Here is a 14,584-nt window from a genome sequence, read left to right on the forward strand (position 1 = left end):
CCCTCAGCCGGTCTCGCCGTCGATCCGCTGCCGCAGCAGGTCGGCGTGGCCGTTGTGGCGCGCGTACTCCTGGATCAGGTGCAGGTACACCGCCCGCAGCGACATCGGCCCGCGCAGCTCGTCCGTGAAAGCGTCATCGAGCGCGTTGCCGGCGACCGCCTCGCGGGAGGAGCGCCACTGGGCAATGAGGCGCTCGTAGTCACGCTCGGCCTCGTCGGGGTCGGCCTCGTCGAAGGCGGCGTCCTTGGCGTCGGGGCGGCGGTAGAAGGACTGCACGTCCCGGCCGTGGAAGCGGCGGTGGAACCACTCGAGCTCCACGTCGGTGAGGTGGCGCACCAGGCCCAGCAGCGACAACGTCGAGGGCGGGCAGGCCGCCTCGGCCAGCTCCGCGCCGGTGAGGCCGGTGCACTTGCCGACGAGCACGGCGCGCTGCCAGTCCAGGAATCCCTCGAGGAGGGTCCGCTCGCCGGCCACGAGCGAACCCCCGAAGGGCGGCGGCTCCGGTGCTACCCAGGTCATGACCTGATCATCGCATCCGCCCGGCGCGAGCCGATCAGGCGGCCACGATCTGCGGCTGCACGGCGTCGAGGGTCTCCTCGACGGCGGCGACGACCTCGCGCGGCGCGTGTGCCAGGAACAGCGACGCCAGGGCGAGGTCCACCACCCGGGTGTAGTGCTCGGGGGTGATGTCCAGGCTCGCGTGCGCGGCGCCCAGGTCGCGCCCGCCGTACTCCGCGGGCCCGCCCAGCACCTGGGCCAGCAGCGCCGCCATGTGCCGCTTGAGCGACTCCACCGTCACGTGCTCGAAGTACGGGCTGAGCTGCTCGTCGGACAGAATCCAGGTGTACAGCTGGTCCACGACCTGCTTGATGGCCGGCCCGCCGCCGACCCGGACGTACATCGTGGTCACTGAGCGCCTCCAAAGGGATCGATGCGCGGCAGTGTAGGTCCGACACGTTTCCGTTCGCTGTCCCGTCCCTCGCCCGCGGCGCCCGGCGACGTGGCAACGTATGGGTATGTCCGTCCATCCCCGCGCAGGGCAGCCCGCGCAGCGCTCCGACCTCGTCGACGTGCCGCGCCTCATCACCAGCTACTACGCCGAGCACCCCGACCCGGCCGACCCGGCGCAGCAGGTCGCCTTCGGCACCTCCGGTCACCGCGGTTCGAGCCTGCGCGGCTCGTTCAACGAGGACCACATCGTCGCGACCAGCCAGGCCATCTGCGACTACCGCGCCGCGCAGGGCTACACCGGGCCGCTGTTCCTGGGCCGCGACACGCACGCGCTGTCGGAGCCGGCGACGGTCAGCGCCCTGGAGGTGTTCGCCGCCAACGACGTGACGGTGCTGATCGACAGCCGCGACGGCTACACCCCGACGCCGGCCGTGTCGCACGCGATCCTCGCCAACCGCCACCGCGGCGCCGACGGCGTGGTCGTCACCCCGTCGCACAACCCGCCCGAGGACGGCGGGTTCAAGTACAACCCGCCCAACGGCGGCCCGGCCGACACCGACGTGACGAAGTGGATCCAGGACCGGGCCAACGAGCTGCTGCGCTCCGGCCTGAAGGACGTGCGCCGGGTGACCTACGCCCAGGCCCTGGCCGCCCGCGGCACGCAGCGCTTCGACTTCCTGGCCGGCTACGCCGACGACCTCGCCGCCGCCATCGACCTGCCGGCGATCGCCGAGGCCGGGGTGCGCATCGGCGCCGACCCGCTCGGCGGGGCGAGCGTGGCCTACTGGGCGTACATCGCCGAGCGCTACGGGCTGGACCTGACGGTGGTGAACCCGGTCGTCGACCCGGCGTTCGCCTTCATGACGCTGGACTGGGACGGCAAGATCCGCATGGACTGCTCGTCGCCGAACGCGATGGCCTCGCTCATCGGCCGCAAGGCGGAGTACCAGGTGGCCACCGGCAACGACGCCGACGCCGACCGGCACGGCGTCGTCACCCCCGACGCCGGGCTGATGAACCCCAACCACTTCCTGGCCGTGGCGATCGACTACCTGTTCCGCAACCGCGACGGCTGGCCGGCCGGCGCCGCGGTCGGCAAGACCCTGGTGTCGTCGTCGATGATCGACCGGGTCGCCGGCGACGTCGGCCGCGTCCTCGTCGAGGTGCCGGTCGGCTTCAAGTGGTTCGTGCCGGGCCTGCTCGACGGCTCGATCGGCTTCGGCGGCGAGGAGAGCGCCGGCGCGTCGTTCCTGCGCCGCGACGGCGGGGTGTGGACCACCGACAAGGACGGCATCCTGCTGTGCCTGCTCGCCTCGGAGATCCTGGCCCGCACCGGTCGGACCCCGAGCGAGCACTACCGCGACCTCGTCGCCCGCCACGGCGAGCCGGCCTACGCCCGCGTCGACGTCGCCTGCACCCGCGAGGACAAGGCGATCCTGGCGAAGCTGTCGCCGGAGCAGGTGAGCGCGGCGAGCCTCGCCGGCGAGCCGATCACGCAGAAGCTGACCACGGCCAACGGGGCCGCGATCGGCGGGCTCAAGGTCGTCACCGAGACGGGCTGGTTCGCCGCCCGCCCGTCCGGGACCGAGGACGTCTACAAGGTCTACGCGGAGTCGTTCCAGGGCCCCGAGCACCTCGCCCGGATCCAGGACGAGGCCCGCGGGGTGGTGTCGGCGGCGCTGTCCGGCTGACCGGGCGTGCGGTCAGGCCACCGCCTTGTCGGAGTCCGAGGTGGTGGCCGGCCGGGCCGTGCCGGCGTGCGCGCCGGCGTGGGAGCCGGCCTGCGTGGCCGGGCGCTTGAACGCCCGCTGCAGCTGCACGACGATCGACCAGGTGACCTCGGCGACCGGCCGGGCGCCGTTGACCTGCACGAGCAGCTCGCGCTGGGCGTAGTACTCCAGCAGCGGCCGCGTCTTCTCCTCGTACACCTTGATGCGGTGCCGGATGACGTCCTCGGTGTCGTCGGCGCCGCGGGCCCGGGCGAGCATCCGGCGGATCAGCTCCTCCTCGGGCACCTCGAGGTGCACGGCGATCTGGACGCCGACGCCGAGGTTGCCGGCGGTGCGGTAGGCCGCCTCGGCCTGCTCGACGGTGCGCGGGAAGCCGTCCAGGACGTAGCCGCCGGTGTCGGCGGCGGCGAGGACCGGCTTGCGCAACATGTCCATGATCACGGCGTCGGGGACGAGCTCGCCCTTGTTGACGAGGTCCTCCACGGTCCGGCCGATGGTCGTTGCCTCGGCGATGTGCCGGCGTAGAATGTCGCCGCTGGCGATATGGGTGATCCCGAACTGCTTCGCGATCGCGTCGGCCTGGGTGCCCTTGCCGGCGCCCGGGGCGCCCACCATCAGGATCCGTTTCGCCCGCGGTGCCGCCGACTGCATCGTCATTTGCACACCCCTTCGTATGCCCGCCCATCGGCCCGCCGCCGATGGTCCAGCATCGCATCCGAATATGACGAACTCGCTGTGGGATGCCTGTGAATTTCTGCATTCCCGGCTGATGGTCGTGATCCCATCAGCCGGGAATGCAGAGCGCGGTTCGGGCGTTGACCGCCTGGTCAGCGGGTGCCGAGCAGGTCCACGACGAACACCAGGGTCTCGCCCGGCTTGATCACCCCGGCGGCGCCGCGGTCGCCGTAGCCCAGGTGCGGCGGGATGACCAGCTTGCGCCGGCCGCCGACCTTCATGCCGGCCACGCCCTGGTCCCAGCCCGCGATGACCTGGCCCCGGCCGAGGCCGAAGTCGAAGGTGCCGCCGCGGTTCCACGACGCGTCGAACTCGCGCCCGGTCGACAGCGACACTCCCACATAGTGGACACTCACCTGCTGGCCGGGCACCGCCTCCGGGCCGTCGCCGACGGTGATGTCCTCGATGACGAGGTCGGCGGGCGGCGGGCCGTCGGGCAGGGTGACTTCGGGCTTGCTCAGCGCCATGCGTTGACTCCTTCGTTACGAAACGTCGCCTCCATCCTGCCTCATGGCGTCGTACCGTCGGCGCATGCATCCCGTACGGGTGGCGTTCTGGCTGGTGACTGCCTGCGCCGGGCTGCAGCTGGGCCAGGCCGCCGCGGCCGGCTGGCTCCTGCTGCGCTACGAGGGGCTGGTCACCAGCCTCGGGCCGTGGACGCGCAACGAGGCGATCCTCGTGCAGAACGTCTACGTGCATCTGATCGGGGCGTTCGTGCTGGCCGTGGGCCTGTCGACGCTGCTGGCCGGCGCGGCGATGGCCGTGCCGCGCCGCCGGCCGCACACCCGCGGGGTGGTCGGCTGGGCGCTGCTGCTGGTCACCCTGTCGCTCCTGCTCGGGGTGGTCTACAGCCCCGACTCGGCGCTCCTGCCCGACGACCAGGCCCAGCTCGACCACCTCCTGCCGCTGCTGCCGCTGTGGTACACCGCCATGCAGGGCTGCGTCGTCGCCACCGTGATCGTCTGCTCGGTCCTCGCGGTGCTCCGGCTGGGCCGCGAGGCCGCCGCCGAGTACTACCTGCGCCACGACCCGACCGCGCACTGGCACGGCTTCACCTCGTGGCTGGACGTGCGCTTCCAGGACTGAAGTTTCCCGTCGAAGCATGTCGAATGCGGCCGCGCGGGTCCGACCGGTTGGCATGACGAAGCGTTCTGCCTGGCTCGGCCTCGCCGTGCTTTCCCTGCCCGCCCTGCTGGTCTCCATCGACGTGTTCGTGCTGCTACTGGCCCTGCCGCGCATCGGCGCCGACCTGCACGCGAGCAGCACCGAGCAGCTGTGGATCCTCGACGTGTACGGCTTCCTGCTGTCCGGGTTCATGATCACGATGGGCACGCTCGGCGACCGCATCGGCCGGCGCCGCCTGCTGCTGCTCGGCGCGGCCGCGTTCGGCGCCGCCTCGATCGCCGCCGCCTACAGCACCGGCCCGGTCATGCTCATCGCCGCCCGCGCGGCCCTCGGCATCGCCGGCGCCACCCTCGCACCGTCCTCGCTCGCCCTCATCAGCGGCCTGTTCCCGGACCCGCGCCGCCGGGGCCTGGCGATCGGGGTGTGGATGGTGTGCTTCATGAGCGGCGCGATCATCGGCCCGGTCGTCGGCGGATTCCTGCTGCAGCACTTCTGGTGGGGCTCGGCGTTCCTGCTCGGCGTGCCCGCCATGGTGCTGCTGCTGATCCTCGGCCCGGTCCTGCTGCCCGAGCAGCGCCACCCCGGCGCCGGCCGCTTCGACCTGCCCAGCGTCGGGCTGTCCCTGGCCGCGATCCTGCCGGTCGTCTACGGCATCAAGGAGCTCGCCCGCGACGGCTGGCGCCCCCTGCCAGTCGCCGCCCTGGTGCTCGGCCTGGCCGTGGCCGCCGTGTTCGTACGCCGCCAGCGCACCCTCGCCGACCCGCTGCTCGACCTGCGCCTCTTCGCCGACCGGGGCTTCGCGGCGGCGCTGGGCGGCATGTTCGCCGGCACGATGGTCACCGGCGCGATGATGGTCTTCATCACCCAGCACCTGCAGCTCGTCGACGCACTGTCACCGCGCGACGCCGGACTGTGGATCCTGCCCGCCGCGATCGCCAGCGCCGCCAGCTTCCAGGTCTCGCCGCTGCTGGCCCGCCGCTTCCGGCCCGGCCGGCTCATCGCCGGCGGCCTGCTGCTGTCCGCCGCCGGCGCCGCGCTGGTGGTGACGATCCCGCCGGCGGCCGGGCCGCTGCCGATCGTGGTCGCGTTCGTGATCTCCAACATCGGCATGGGCCCGATGGTCACCCTGGCCACCGGCATCGTGCTCGGCTCGGCCCCGCCCGAGCGGGCCGGGGCGGCCGGCGCGCTCAACGAGGTCAGCGGCGAGTTCGGCTACGCCCTCGGCATCGCCCTGCTGGGCAGCCTCGGCACGGCCGTGTACCGCGCCACGCTCGACCTCCCGGCGGGCCTGCCGCCGTCGGCCGTCGCCGGTGCGCGGGACACGGTGACGGCGGCGACCGGCGCGGCCGCCGGGCTGCCGCAGGCCGCGGCCGACGCCCTGCTCGCGGCCGCCCTCGCCGCCGCCACCTCCGGCCTGCACGTCGTCGCCGCCGTCTGCGCCGTGGTCCTGGTGGGCCTGGCCGCCGTGACGCTGCGGATGCTGCGCCACGTGCCGGCGCTGAGCGCACCGTCGCCGGCCGCCGAGGAGGAGGCGCTCAGCCCGCGGTGACCTCCCGCCCGGCCAGGGCCGCCAGGACGCCCTCGGCGACGCCGGCGGCGCTGGCCGGGTTCTGGCCGGTGACGAGGCGGCCGTCGCGGACCACCTGCGCCGCGAAGGCGGGCGCGGTGCGCACCGCGGCGCCGCGCTCGGTCAGGCGCTGCTGCAGGGAGAACGGCACGACGGCGGTGAGGCCGACGGCGGCCTCCTCCTCGTCGGTGAACCCGGCCACCTCCCGGCCCTCGAGCAGGTGCGTCCCGCCGGGCAGCACGACCTCGGTGAGGCCCGCCGGGCCGTGGCAGACCGCGCCGACGACGCCGCCGCCCGCGTACACGGCGGCGACGAGGGCCGACAGGTCCGCCGAGCCCGGGAAGTCCCACATGGTGCCGTGCCCGCCGGCCAGGAACACCGCGTCGTAGCGGGCCGGGTCGGCGGCGGACAGCGGGATCGTGCCGGCCCCGGCGACGGGGCGGAAGTCGTCGAAGCCGTCCCAGTCGCCGTCGGACGGCGGCGTGCCGCCGGCGGGCGAGGCGAGCTCGACGGCGTGGCCGGCGGCGGTGAACGCGCGCCACGGCTCGGCGGCCTCCGAGACGTAGAAGCCGGTCCGGCGGCCGGTGTCGCCGAGGGTCGCGTGGCTGGTCAGGACGATGAGGATCGTGGACATGCGGCCAAGGCTGGCCCACCGGGTGCCATCACGACCAATGCGGAAGCACCCGCGGTACGATAGAAAATCTTATGGCTCTGTCGCTCGATCTGCTGCGCACCTTCCTCGCCGTCTACCGCGAGGGCTCCGTGACGTCGGCGGCGCGGCGCCTGTCGCTGTCGCAGCCGGCCGTCACCGGGCAGGTCCGGGCGCTCGAGGCGGCGCTGGGGCGGCAGCTGTTCGTGCGCCAGCCGCGCGGCGTCGCGCCGACGCCCGTCGCGGACCTGCTCGCCCGGCAGGTGTCCGGCGCGCTCGACGAGCTCGAGACCGTCGTCGCGCCGACGCCCGCGGGCGCCACCGGCACCGTGCACCTGGGCGGCGCCGCCGAGTTCCTCACCGAGCTGGTCCTGCCGGCGCTGGCCCCGCTGTGCGGCACCGGGCTGCGGCTGCGGGTCACGCTGGGGCTCTCCGACGACCTCGTGCGCGGCCTCGAGTCCGGCGCCCTGGACCTCGCGGTGCTCACCGGGCGGCCCCGGCAGCGGCGGCTGGTCGCCGAGCCGCTCTACGACGAGGAGTTCGTGCTCGTCGCCGCGCCCGGATGCGACCCGGACGTGCACAAGGCGCCGCTGGTCGCCTACGCCGAGGAGCTGCCGATCGTGCGGCGGTACTGGCGCAGCGTCTTCGACACCCGCGCCACCCGCACCGCCGACCTCGTCGTGCCCAACCTGCACGCCGTGCTCGCCGCGGTGCGGGCCGGCGCCGGGTTCAGCGTGCTGCCGGAGTACCTGTGCCGGGCCGACCTCGCCGCCGGGCGGCTCGTGGCGCTGCACGCTCCCGAGGTACCGCCGCTGAACACGCTCTTTCTCGCGCACCGTGCCGGCGCGGCGAGCCCGGCCGTCGCCACGGTCCGGGCCCGGATGCTTGCGGCGGCAAAAAGCTTCTGACGCGCGCTAGGTTCAAACCGTGACTGTGACGCCAGACCAGCCCCTGGACCTTCCCCGCACGGTAGGCGAGCTCCGCGCGGCCGGCCACCGGTTCCGCACCGTCAAGGAGGAGCTGCGTGAGAACCTCCTCGACCGGCTGCGCAGCGGCGAGCCGCGCTTCCCCGGCATCGTCGGCTACGACGACACCGTCCTGCCCGAGCTGGAGCGGGCCATCCTCGCCGGGCACGACATGGTCCTGCTCGGCGAGCGCGGGCAGGGCAAGACCCGCGTGATCCGCGGCCTGATCTCGCTGCTGGACGAGTGGACGCCGGTCATCGCCGGCTCCGAGCTCAACGAGCACCCTTACGAGCCGATCACGCCCGCGTCGCGGCGCCTGGCCGCCGAGGCCGGCGACAACCTGCCCGTCGACTGGCTGCACCGGTCGCTGCGCTACGGCGAGAAGCTCGCCACCCCGGACACGAGCGTCGGCGACCTCATCGGCGACGTCGACCCGATCCGCGTCGCGCAGGGCCGCACCCTCGGCGACCCGGAGACCATCCACTTCGGCCTCGTGCCGCGCACCAACCGCGGCATCTTCGCCGTCAACGAGCTGCCCGACCTCGCCGAGCGCATCCAGGTGTCGCTGCTCAACGTCCTGGAGGAGCGCGACATCCAGGTCCGCGGCTACAACCTGCGCCTGCCGCTGGACCTGCTGCTCGTGGCCAGCGCCAACCCCGAGGACTACACCAACCGCGGCCGCATCATCACGCCGCTCAAGGACCGCTTCGGCGCCGAGATCCGCACGCACTACCCGCTGGACCTCGACCTGGAGATGGATCTGGTACGGCAGGAGGCCCGCCTCGTCGCCCAGGTCCCCGACCACGTCGTGGAGGTCCTCGCCCGCTTCACGCGCGCGGTGCGCGAGTCGCCGGCCGTCGACGCCCGCTCCGGCGTGTCGGCCCGCTTCGCCATCGCCGCCGCCGAGACCGTCGCCGCCTCCGCGCTGCGCCGGGCCGGCATGCTCGGCGAGGACCTGCCGGTGGCCCGCATCGGCGACACCGAGTCGGTCACCAGCACCCTGCGCGGCAAGGTCGAGTTCGACAGCGGCGAGGAGGGCCGCGAGATCGAGATCCTCGCCCACCTGCTGCGCACCGCGACCGCGGACACGTTCCGCAGCCGCCTCGCGGGGCTGGACCTGTCCGGGTTCACCGACCTCGTCGCCGACGGCCAGGTCGTCGAGACCGGCGAGCTCGCCGGCGCCGACGAGATCCTGCGCCAGGTCGGCACCGTGCCGGGCCTGGCCAAGGTCCTCGACCGGCTTGGCCTCGGCGACGCGCCCAGCCGGGGCGAGGCCGCGGCCGGCGTCGAGTTCGCCCTCGAAGGGCTGCATCTGACCCGGCGGCTGTCGAAGGACCTCACCGACGACGGCCGCACCGTCTACGGAGGCTGACCGTGCCGCACAACAGGTTCCGCTACGGGGCGTGGCGCGGCGGGCCCGACCCGCTCGCGCCGCCCTACGACGTGCGCGCCGCCGTCGACCAGGTCGGCGCCGAGGTCCTCGACGGCGGCAGCCTGCGCGAGGCGCTGCGCAACCTGCTGCGCCGCGGCCCGCAGGGCGGGCGGGGCCTGGACGACCTGCTCGCCCGGGCCCGCCGCATGCGCCGCGAGGCGATGCGCCGCGGGCAGCTCGACGGCGCCGTGACCCGCGCGCAGCAGCTGCTCGACCAGGCCCTCGCCGAGGAGCGCGACACGCTCGCGCGGCTGGACACCGACGAGGCCCGCTTCGCCGAGGCGCAGCTCGACGCGTTGCCGCGCTCCACCGCGCAGGCCGTATCGGAACTGTCCGAATACAACTGGACATCTGACGAAGCCCGGCGTTTGTACAACCAGATCCTCGACCAGCTCCGCCAGGAGGTCGTCGAGCAGCGCTTCCAGGGCATGCAGCGCGCGCTGCGCGACCCGGAGGCGCAGGCGGCGATGCGGGAGATGCTGCAGGACCTCAACGCCCTGCTGGCCCGCCACGCCCGCGGCGAGAACACCGACGACCAGTTCGCCGAGTTCATGAACCGCCACGGCGACTTCTTCCCGGAGAAGCCGGCCAACGTCGACGAGCTCATCGACGCCCTGGCCCGGCGGGCGGCGGCGGGGGAGCGGATGATGCGCTCCCTGTCGCCGCAGCAGCGCGCCGAGCTCGAGCAGCTCATGGCCCAGTCCCTCGGCGACCTCGCCGGGCAGATGGCCGAGCTCAGCGACAACCTGCGGGCGCTGCGCCCCAACCTCAACTGGGGCCGGGGCGAGCGGGTCCGCGGCGAGCGCGACCTCGGCTACGGCGAGGCGGCCGGGGCGCTGGAGGAGATCGGCGACCTCGACGACCTCATCGACCAGCTCGGCCAGGAACACCCCGGCGCGACCCTCGACGACGTGGACGTGGAGGCGGTCGAGCGGCAGCTGGGCCGCTCCGCCGCCGACGACGTGCGCCGGCTGCGCGAGCTGGAGCAGCAGCTGCGCCGGCAGGGCTGGGTGACCCGCGGCGCGGAGGGGCTGACGCTCAGCCCCAAGGCGCTGCGCCGCCTCGGCGGCACGGCCCTGCGGACCGTGTTCGCGCAGCTGCACGCCGGCCGGCAGGGCCAGCACGACCTGCGTGACGCCGGCGCCGCCGGTGAGCTCACCGGTGCCTCTCGACCGTGGCGGTACGGCGACGAGCAGGCCCTCGACGTCGTGCGCACGATCGGCAACGCCGTGCGCCGCCAGGCGGCCGGGGGAGCGGCCACGCTGCCCCTGGCCCTGGACGTCGAGGACTTCGAGATCGCCGAGACGGAGCGGCGGGTGTCGGCCGCCGTCGCGCTCTGCGTCGACCTGTCCTTCTCGATGATGGCCGACGGGCGGTGGGGCCCGATGAAGCAGGCCGCGCTCGCCCTGTCGCACCTCGTCGCGACCCGGTTCCCGCAGGACGCGCTGCAGATCATCGGCTTCGGCCGCTACGCGATGACGCTCAGCCAGGAGCAGCTCGCCGCCGTCGAGCCCGACATGGTGCAGGGCACCAACCTGCAGCACGCGCTGAAGCTCGCCGGCCGGCACCTGCGCCGGCACCCGTCCTCCGACCCGGTGGTGCTCGTCGTCACCGACGGCGAGCCGACCGCGCACCTGCTCGACGACGGCACCTCGACCTTCATGTGGCCCTCGACCCGCGAGACCGTCGCCGCGACCGTGCACGAGGTCGACCAGCTGACCCGCTACGGCGCCGTGCTCAACGTGTTCATGCTCGGCGAGGACCCGGGCCTGCGCCGCTTCGTCGACGCGGTCGCCCGCCGCAACGGCGGCCGGGTCTTCACTCCCGACCCGGACGACCTCGGCCGGTATGTGATCTCCGACTACATCCGCGCCCGCCGGGGTCGCCGCGGGTGATCCCGTGTTTGGCAACCATGGGGCGAGGGGTACCAGATCAACGTAGATCGGTACCTCTTCCCCAGGGGAGCACACATGATCATCCTCGGCCTGATCCTCTTCCTCGTCGGCCTGTTCCTGCACGTAGGCATCATCGAGACGATCGGCATCGTCCTGCTCATCGTGGGCGCGGTGCTGTGGATTCTCGGCGCGATGGGCCGCCCCCTGGCCGGTCGCCGCCACTACTGGTGACGCAGGTTCACCTGCATCGCAAGCAGTTCACCTGCATCGCAAGCAGTTCACCTGCGTCCGAACCAGCGACGTCTTCTGGCCGGCTCGCCCGTCTGATCGGGCGGGCCGGCCCGCTGTTCCTCCCGGCGGCTGAGCACCTCGCGGGCCAGCGCCGACACCTCCGGCACCATCTGCGGCGTGATGAGCGCCAGCTCGCCCAGCGACTCCCGGATCGTCACCACCCGGTCGCGTGACTGCTGCATCGCGTCGAGGAAGCGCCGCCCGACGACGCCGCGCACCTCCTCCCGGCAGCCCGGGTCCAGCCACGCCGCCACCACCAGCGCGAACAGCGCCGCCTCGGTGGTCCAGTCCTCCACGCCGAACGCGATCGCGGTGAGCAGCTCCCGCGAGCGGCCGGTGTCGCCGGGCTCGGCGCCGGCGCGCAGCTCCTCGCAGTGCAGCAGGCCCAGGCAGGCGTACACCTGGGAGGCCCGCTCCCACGCACCGTCGGGCAGCTTCGGGTCGGTGCCGGCCGGCGGGTGCACCAGCAGCGACAGCAGCTCCTCGGCGCCGAGCTGGCCCAGCGGCAGTGCCTGGTCGTAGGCGGCGACCGGGTCCGGCCAGAACGGCCACACCAGGCCGCCGAGCAGCTGCAGGGCCCGCGCCGACGGCGGGGGCACGGCCGGGCGGGCGAGCATCCCGTCGTACCGCCACAGCACCCGCCCGTCGGGGCGCTGCGGTCCCACCATCTCCGGCGGCGGGCCGCCCTCGATCGACAGCCGCAGGCCCGGCAGCTCGCGCCGTACGACGGCGAGGGCGCTGGGCACCTCCAGGGCCGAGACGGTCGCGGTGCCCTCGAGGTGTGCCCGGCGGTCCCGTTCGATCTGGTGCAGCAGGTTGATCACCGACTCGGCCGGGCCGCCGACCATCGCCAGCCACGGCCGGCCACGGCACGCCCCGGCCAGGTCGGTGTGCTCGTGGCTGGTCAGCGGGTGCTCGCGCATGAAGTCGACGAGGCCCACGAGGTGCGCGACGTCGCCGTCGCGCTCGAAGCGCAGCCGCGCCGCGGTGTGCACCGCGCAGTCGTAGTCCGGCTCGGTGCGCATCGCGGTGTCCAGCAGGTCCAGGGCCTCGTCGGCGCGGCCGGCCTCGGCGAGCCAGTTGGCCATGTCGGCGCACAGGTCGACCTCGCCCGGCTCGGCCTGCCAGGCCTGGCGCATCACCTGCAGTGCGGCGTCGAGGCGGCCGTCGGCCTTCAGCGCATACGCGTACCAGACCGAGGTCAGCTTGTCGGGCCGCAGCCGGTGGCCGTGCGCGCCCCACCGCACCGCGTCGGCGAGGGCCGCCGGCGCCAGGGCCGTGAACCGGCGGGCGAGGCCGGCCGCGGCGCCGTGCAGCAGCGCGCTGCCCGGGTGGGCGGCGGTGGCCCGGCGGGCCAGGTCGAGGTACACCTCGTTGGCCTTCGCCACCCGCGCCTCGGCCGGGTCGCCGAGGCTCGACATCACCGCGACGAACAGCCGGGCCAGCTCGTTGGGGTCCAGGCGGCGCGGCTCCAGGTGCCGCACCCAGCTCACGTCCGCCCACGGCTGGGAGCAGTTGAACTGGGTCGCCTGCGCGAGCATCCGCAGCCCGCCGATCGGGTCGTGGCGGCCCTGCAGGTGCGCCCGGGCCACGACGGTGCCGATGAACGCCGGCTGCTCGACCGGGAACAGCTCCAGCGCGCCCTCGTCGCCGGCCCGGGCGCTCAGCGCCGCGAGCAGCTCGTGCACCTCCGGCAGGCCGGGCGCCGCGGCGATCGCCCCGGCGACGTGCCCGGCCGCGTGGGCCAGATCGCCCTCGGCGAGCGCGGCGCGGGCCAGGTCCAGCTCGGCGTGCGCCCGCGCGGTCGGGTCCTCGTCGCGCCGCCCGCCGCGCGCGGGGCGTTCGTCGTTCACGGCGTGAGGGTAGTGCGAACCGCCCGGTTTCGGTGCCCTGGCGCGTCGGGTGTGCAATGGGAGCGACCTTTGGCGATGCGCGATATGTTGCCCGCCATGAGCGACGTGAGCGCCGCCCCACCGGCTCGCCCGGTCCGGGAGCTGCTGCCGAACCTGATCTGGGAAGCCGTCCTGCTGCTGGTCGCCGTCGGCGTCACCATCGGCCTGTACCTGCAGAACTCCGAGGTGTTCGGCCGCGGCGGCGCCTGGTCGACGATGGCCTTCACCGGCTTCGCCGCGCTGGGCCTGGCCCTGTCGCTGCGCACCGGCACCCCGAACCTCGCCGTGGGCCAGCTGGCCGCGCTCGCCGGGGTGATCTACGCCAAGCAGGACAGCATCCTGCTGGCGCTGCTCGCCGTCCTCGGCCTCGGCCTGGCGATGGCGCTCATCACCGGCCTGACGGGCCTGCCCGGCTGGGTGGTGACGTTCTCGGCCGGCCTCGTCGTGCAGGCGATCCTGATCGGGCAGGCCACGGGCGGCGTGATCCGCCTCCAGGACCCCGGCGTCCCGGGCAGCTACGTGCCGTGGGCGGTCGCGTTCTTCGTCCTGTCGATCCTCGGCGGGGTGCTGTTCGCGGTGCCGGCCGTGCGACGGCTGCTGTCGGCGAACCGCCCGGCCGGCGGGGAGGCGGGCGCGTTCAGCGTCGCGAAGCTCCTCGGCGCGCTCGTCGGCATCACCGGCTCGTCGGTCCTCGCCGCGGTCGCCGGCATCCTGCAGACGCGGTACATCTCGGCGGCGCAGCCCTTCGACACCGGGCTGCTCGTCGACGGGCTGGCGGCGGTGCTGCTGGGCGCGGTGAGCCCGTTCGGGCGGCGGGCCGGGGTGTTCGGGGTGGCGCTGGGCGTCGTCATCGTCGACTTCCTGTGGCAGTGGGAGCTGCTCAAGGGGGCCGGTTCGTGGGTGATGACGCTGACGGCCGCGATCTGCGCGCTGGTCGGCCTCTTCGCGATCTGGCTGATCGAGCTCATCGGCCGCCGCGTGTCGCCCCTGGTCACGGCGCCCGCGCCGGTCGTACCCGCGCCGATGCCGTTCGCAGGGTATGCGGTGCCGGCGCCCGTTCCGAATGTGCCTTTTGCGCCTCCCGGCGCGGTTCCTCCGCAGTTCGCCGGTCCGCCGCCGGTTTCGGCTCCGCCGCAGTTCGCCGGTCCGCCTCCGGTTTCGGGACCGCCGCAGTACGCCGGTCCGCCGGTTTCGGGGCCGCCGCAGTTCGCCGGTCCGCCGGTTTCGGGGCCGCCGGTCAGCCCGCCCGCCGCGCCGCCGGCGCCTGGGTGGCCGCCGCCGCCACCGCAGTGACCTGCGGGGATGGCGCCCGGGGGTCGCGGACATCAACGGGTATGCCACCGATGCAGACC

At 74.0% G+C, this 14,584-nt stretch carries 14 protein-coding genes; 8 read left to right on the forward strand and 6 right to left on the reverse strand.

The genetic code is table 11. The features are described from left to right. Positions 1–3 precede the first annotated feature (3 nt). Together ABD901_RS32070 and ABD901_RS32075 are read right to left on the reverse strand one after the other, a co-directional pair. Positions 4–519 (reverse strand): DinB family protein, encoded by a 516-nt coding sequence (locus ABD901_RS32070; RefSeq protein ID WP_345132411.1) that lies wholly within the window; start codon positions 517–519, stop codon positions 4–6. Between the two features lie 34 nt (positions 520–553). After that, complete coding sequence (locus tag ABD901_RS32075) at positions 554–901, reverse strand: group I truncated hemoglobin (protein WP_345132710.1); 348 nt, start codon at positions 899–901, stop codon at positions 554–556. Positions 902–1,016: 115 nt separating this feature from the next. Between ABD901_RS32075 and pgm the strand changes: the two genes are divergently transcribed. Continuing rightward, a complete protein-coding gene (gene pgm, locus ABD901_RS32080; protein WP_345132413.1) occupies positions 1,017–2,642 on the forward strand; it encodes a phosphoglucomutase (alpha-D-glucose-1,6-bisphosphate-dependent) in 1,626 nt (541 codons plus the stop codon). A gap of 12 nt (positions 2,643–2,654) precedes the next feature. Here the strand turns inward: pgm and ABD901_RS32085 are convergent, their stop codons facing one another. After that, positions 2,655–3,338 (reverse strand): adenylate kinase, encoded by a 684-nt coding sequence (locus ABD901_RS32085; protein WP_345132415.1) that lies wholly within the window; start codon positions 3,336–3,338, stop codon positions 2,655–2,657. Between the two features lie 170 nt (positions 3,339–3,508). Continuing rightward, positions 3,509–3,883 (reverse strand): FKBP-type peptidyl-prolyl cis-trans isomerase, encoded by a 375-nt coding sequence (locus ABD901_RS32090; protein ID WP_345132417.1) that lies wholly within the window; start codon positions 3,881–3,883, stop codon positions 3,509–3,511. A 64-nt stretch (positions 3,884–3,947) separates the two neighbouring features. Here ABD901_RS32090 and ABD901_RS32095 point away from each other — a divergent pair, with 64 nt between their 5' ends. Continuing rightward, positions 3,948–4,502, forward strand: a complete 555-nt coding sequence (locus ABD901_RS32095) for a hypothetical protein (protein ID WP_345132419.1) — start codon at positions 3,948–3,950, stop codon at positions 4,500–4,502. Positions 4,503–4,554: 52 nt separating this feature from the next. Then, complete coding sequence (locus ABD901_RS32100) at positions 4,555–6,090, forward strand: MFS transporter (RefSeq protein WP_345132421.1); 1,536 nt, start codon at positions 4,555–4,557, stop codon at positions 6,088–6,090. Here ABD901_RS32100 and ABD901_RS32105 read toward each other — a convergent pair. Further along, the gene (locus ABD901_RS32105) at positions 6,077–6,742 is read right to left on the reverse strand and encodes a type 1 glutamine amidotransferase domain-containing protein (RefSeq protein ID WP_345132422.1); all 666 of its coding nucleotides are present in this window, start codon (positions 6,740–6,742) and stop codon (positions 6,077–6,079) included. The two genes, ABD901_RS32100 and ABD901_RS32105, sit on opposite strands and share 14 nt — an antisense overlap. A gap of 71 nt (positions 6,743–6,813) precedes the next feature. On the opposite strand from ABD901_RS32105, the gene ABD901_RS32110 reads away from it, so the two are divergent. The 4 genes from ABD901_RS32110 to ABD901_RS32125 all read left to right on the forward strand — a co-directional run bounded on the left by ABD901_RS32110 (position 6,814) and on the right by ABD901_RS32125 (position 11,280). Beyond that, complete coding sequence (locus ABD901_RS32110) at positions 6,814–7,665, forward strand: LysR family transcriptional regulator (RefSeq protein WP_345132423.1); 852 nt, start codon at positions 6,814–6,816, stop codon at positions 7,663–7,665. A gap of 19 nt (positions 7,666–7,684) precedes the next feature. After that, complete coding sequence (locus ABD901_RS32115; protein ID WP_345132425.1) at positions 7,685–9,094, forward strand: sigma 54-interacting transcriptional regulator; 1,410 nt, start codon at positions 7,685–7,687, stop codon at positions 9,092–9,094. A 2-nt stretch (positions 9,095–9,096) separates the two neighbouring features. Continuing rightward, on the forward strand, positions 9,097–11,049 hold the full coding sequence (locus ABD901_RS32120) for a VWA domain-containing protein (protein ID WP_345132426.1): 1,953 nt from the start codon (positions 9,097–9,099) through the stop codon (positions 11,047–11,049). Between the two features lie 75 nt (positions 11,050–11,124). Further along, on the forward strand, positions 11,125–11,280 hold the full coding sequence (locus tag ABD901_RS32125) for a DUF6131 family protein (RefSeq protein WP_345132428.1): 156 nt from the start codon (positions 11,125–11,127) through the stop codon (positions 11,278–11,280). 47 nt (positions 11,281–11,327) lie between these two features. Here the strand turns inward: ABD901_RS32125 and ABD901_RS32130 are convergent, their stop codons facing one another. Then, positions 11,328–13,193 (reverse strand): tetratricopeptide repeat protein, encoded by a 1,866-nt coding sequence (locus ABD901_RS32130; protein WP_345132430.1) that lies wholly within the window; start codon positions 13,191–13,193, stop codon positions 11,328–11,330. A gap of 96 nt (positions 13,194–13,289) precedes the next feature. On the opposite strand from ABD901_RS32130, the gene ABD901_RS32135 reads away from it, so the two are divergent. After that, entirely contained in the window at positions 13,290–14,525 is a 1,236-nt protein-coding gene (locus tag ABD901_RS32135) for a hypothetical protein (protein ID WP_345132432.1), read from the forward strand. The last annotated feature ends 59 nt before the right edge of the window (positions 14,526–14,584 follow it).

It is taken from the genome of Dactylosporangium darangshiense (assembly GCF_039537565.1).
Lineage (GTDB): Bacteria > Actinomycetota > Actinomycetes > Mycobacteriales > Micromonosporaceae > Dactylosporangium > Dactylosporangium darangshiense.

What these genes read in the sequence shown, in the direction of transcription:
- ABD901_RS32105 (WP_345132422.1), bottom strand. Translation starts at nt 6,742, where the DNA reads ATGTCCACGATCCTCATCGTCCTGACCAGCCACGCGACCCTCGGCGAC.
- ABD901_RS32095 (WP_345132419.1), top strand. Translation starts at nt 3,948, where the DNA reads ATGCATCCCGTACGGGTGGCGTTCTGGCTGGTGACTGCCTGCGCCGGG.
- ABD901_RS32090 (WP_345132417.1), bottom strand. Translation starts at nt 3,883, where the DNA reads ATGGCGCTGAGCAAGCCCGAAGTCACCCTGCCCGACGGCCCGCCGCCC.
- ABD901_RS32085 (WP_345132415.1), bottom strand. Translation starts at nt 3,338, where the DNA reads ATGACGATGCAGTCGGCGGCACCGCGGGCGAAACGGATCCTGATGGTG.
- ABD901_RS32110 (WP_345132423.1), top strand. Translation starts at nt 6,814, where the DNA reads ATGGCTCTGTCGCTCGATCTGCTGCGCACCTTCCTCGCCGTCTACCGC.
- ABD901_RS32070 (WP_345132411.1), bottom strand. Translation starts at nt 519, where the DNA reads ATGACCTGGGTAGCACCGGAGCCGCCGCCCTTCGGGGGTTCGCTCGTG.
- pgm (WP_345132413.1), top strand. Translation starts at nt 1,017, where the DNA reads ATGTCCGTCCATCCCCGCGCAGGGCAGCCCGCGCAGCGCTCCGACCTC.
- ABD901_RS32100 (WP_345132421.1), top strand. Translation starts at nt 4,555, where the DNA reads ATGACGAAGCGTTCTGCCTGGCTCGGCCTCGCCGTGCTTTCCCTGCCC.
- ABD901_RS32075 (WP_345132710.1), bottom strand. Translation starts at nt 901, where the DNA reads ATGTACGTCCGGGTCGGCGGCGGGCCGGCCATCAAGCAGGTCGTGGAC.
- ABD901_RS32125 (WP_345132428.1), top strand. Translation starts at nt 11,125, where the DNA reads ATGATCATCCTCGGCCTGATCCTCTTCCTCGTCGGCCTGTTCCTGCAC.
- ABD901_RS32135 (WP_345132432.1), top strand. Translation starts at nt 13,290, where the DNA reads ATGAGCGACGTGAGCGCCGCCCCACCGGCTCGCCCGGTCCGGGAGCTG.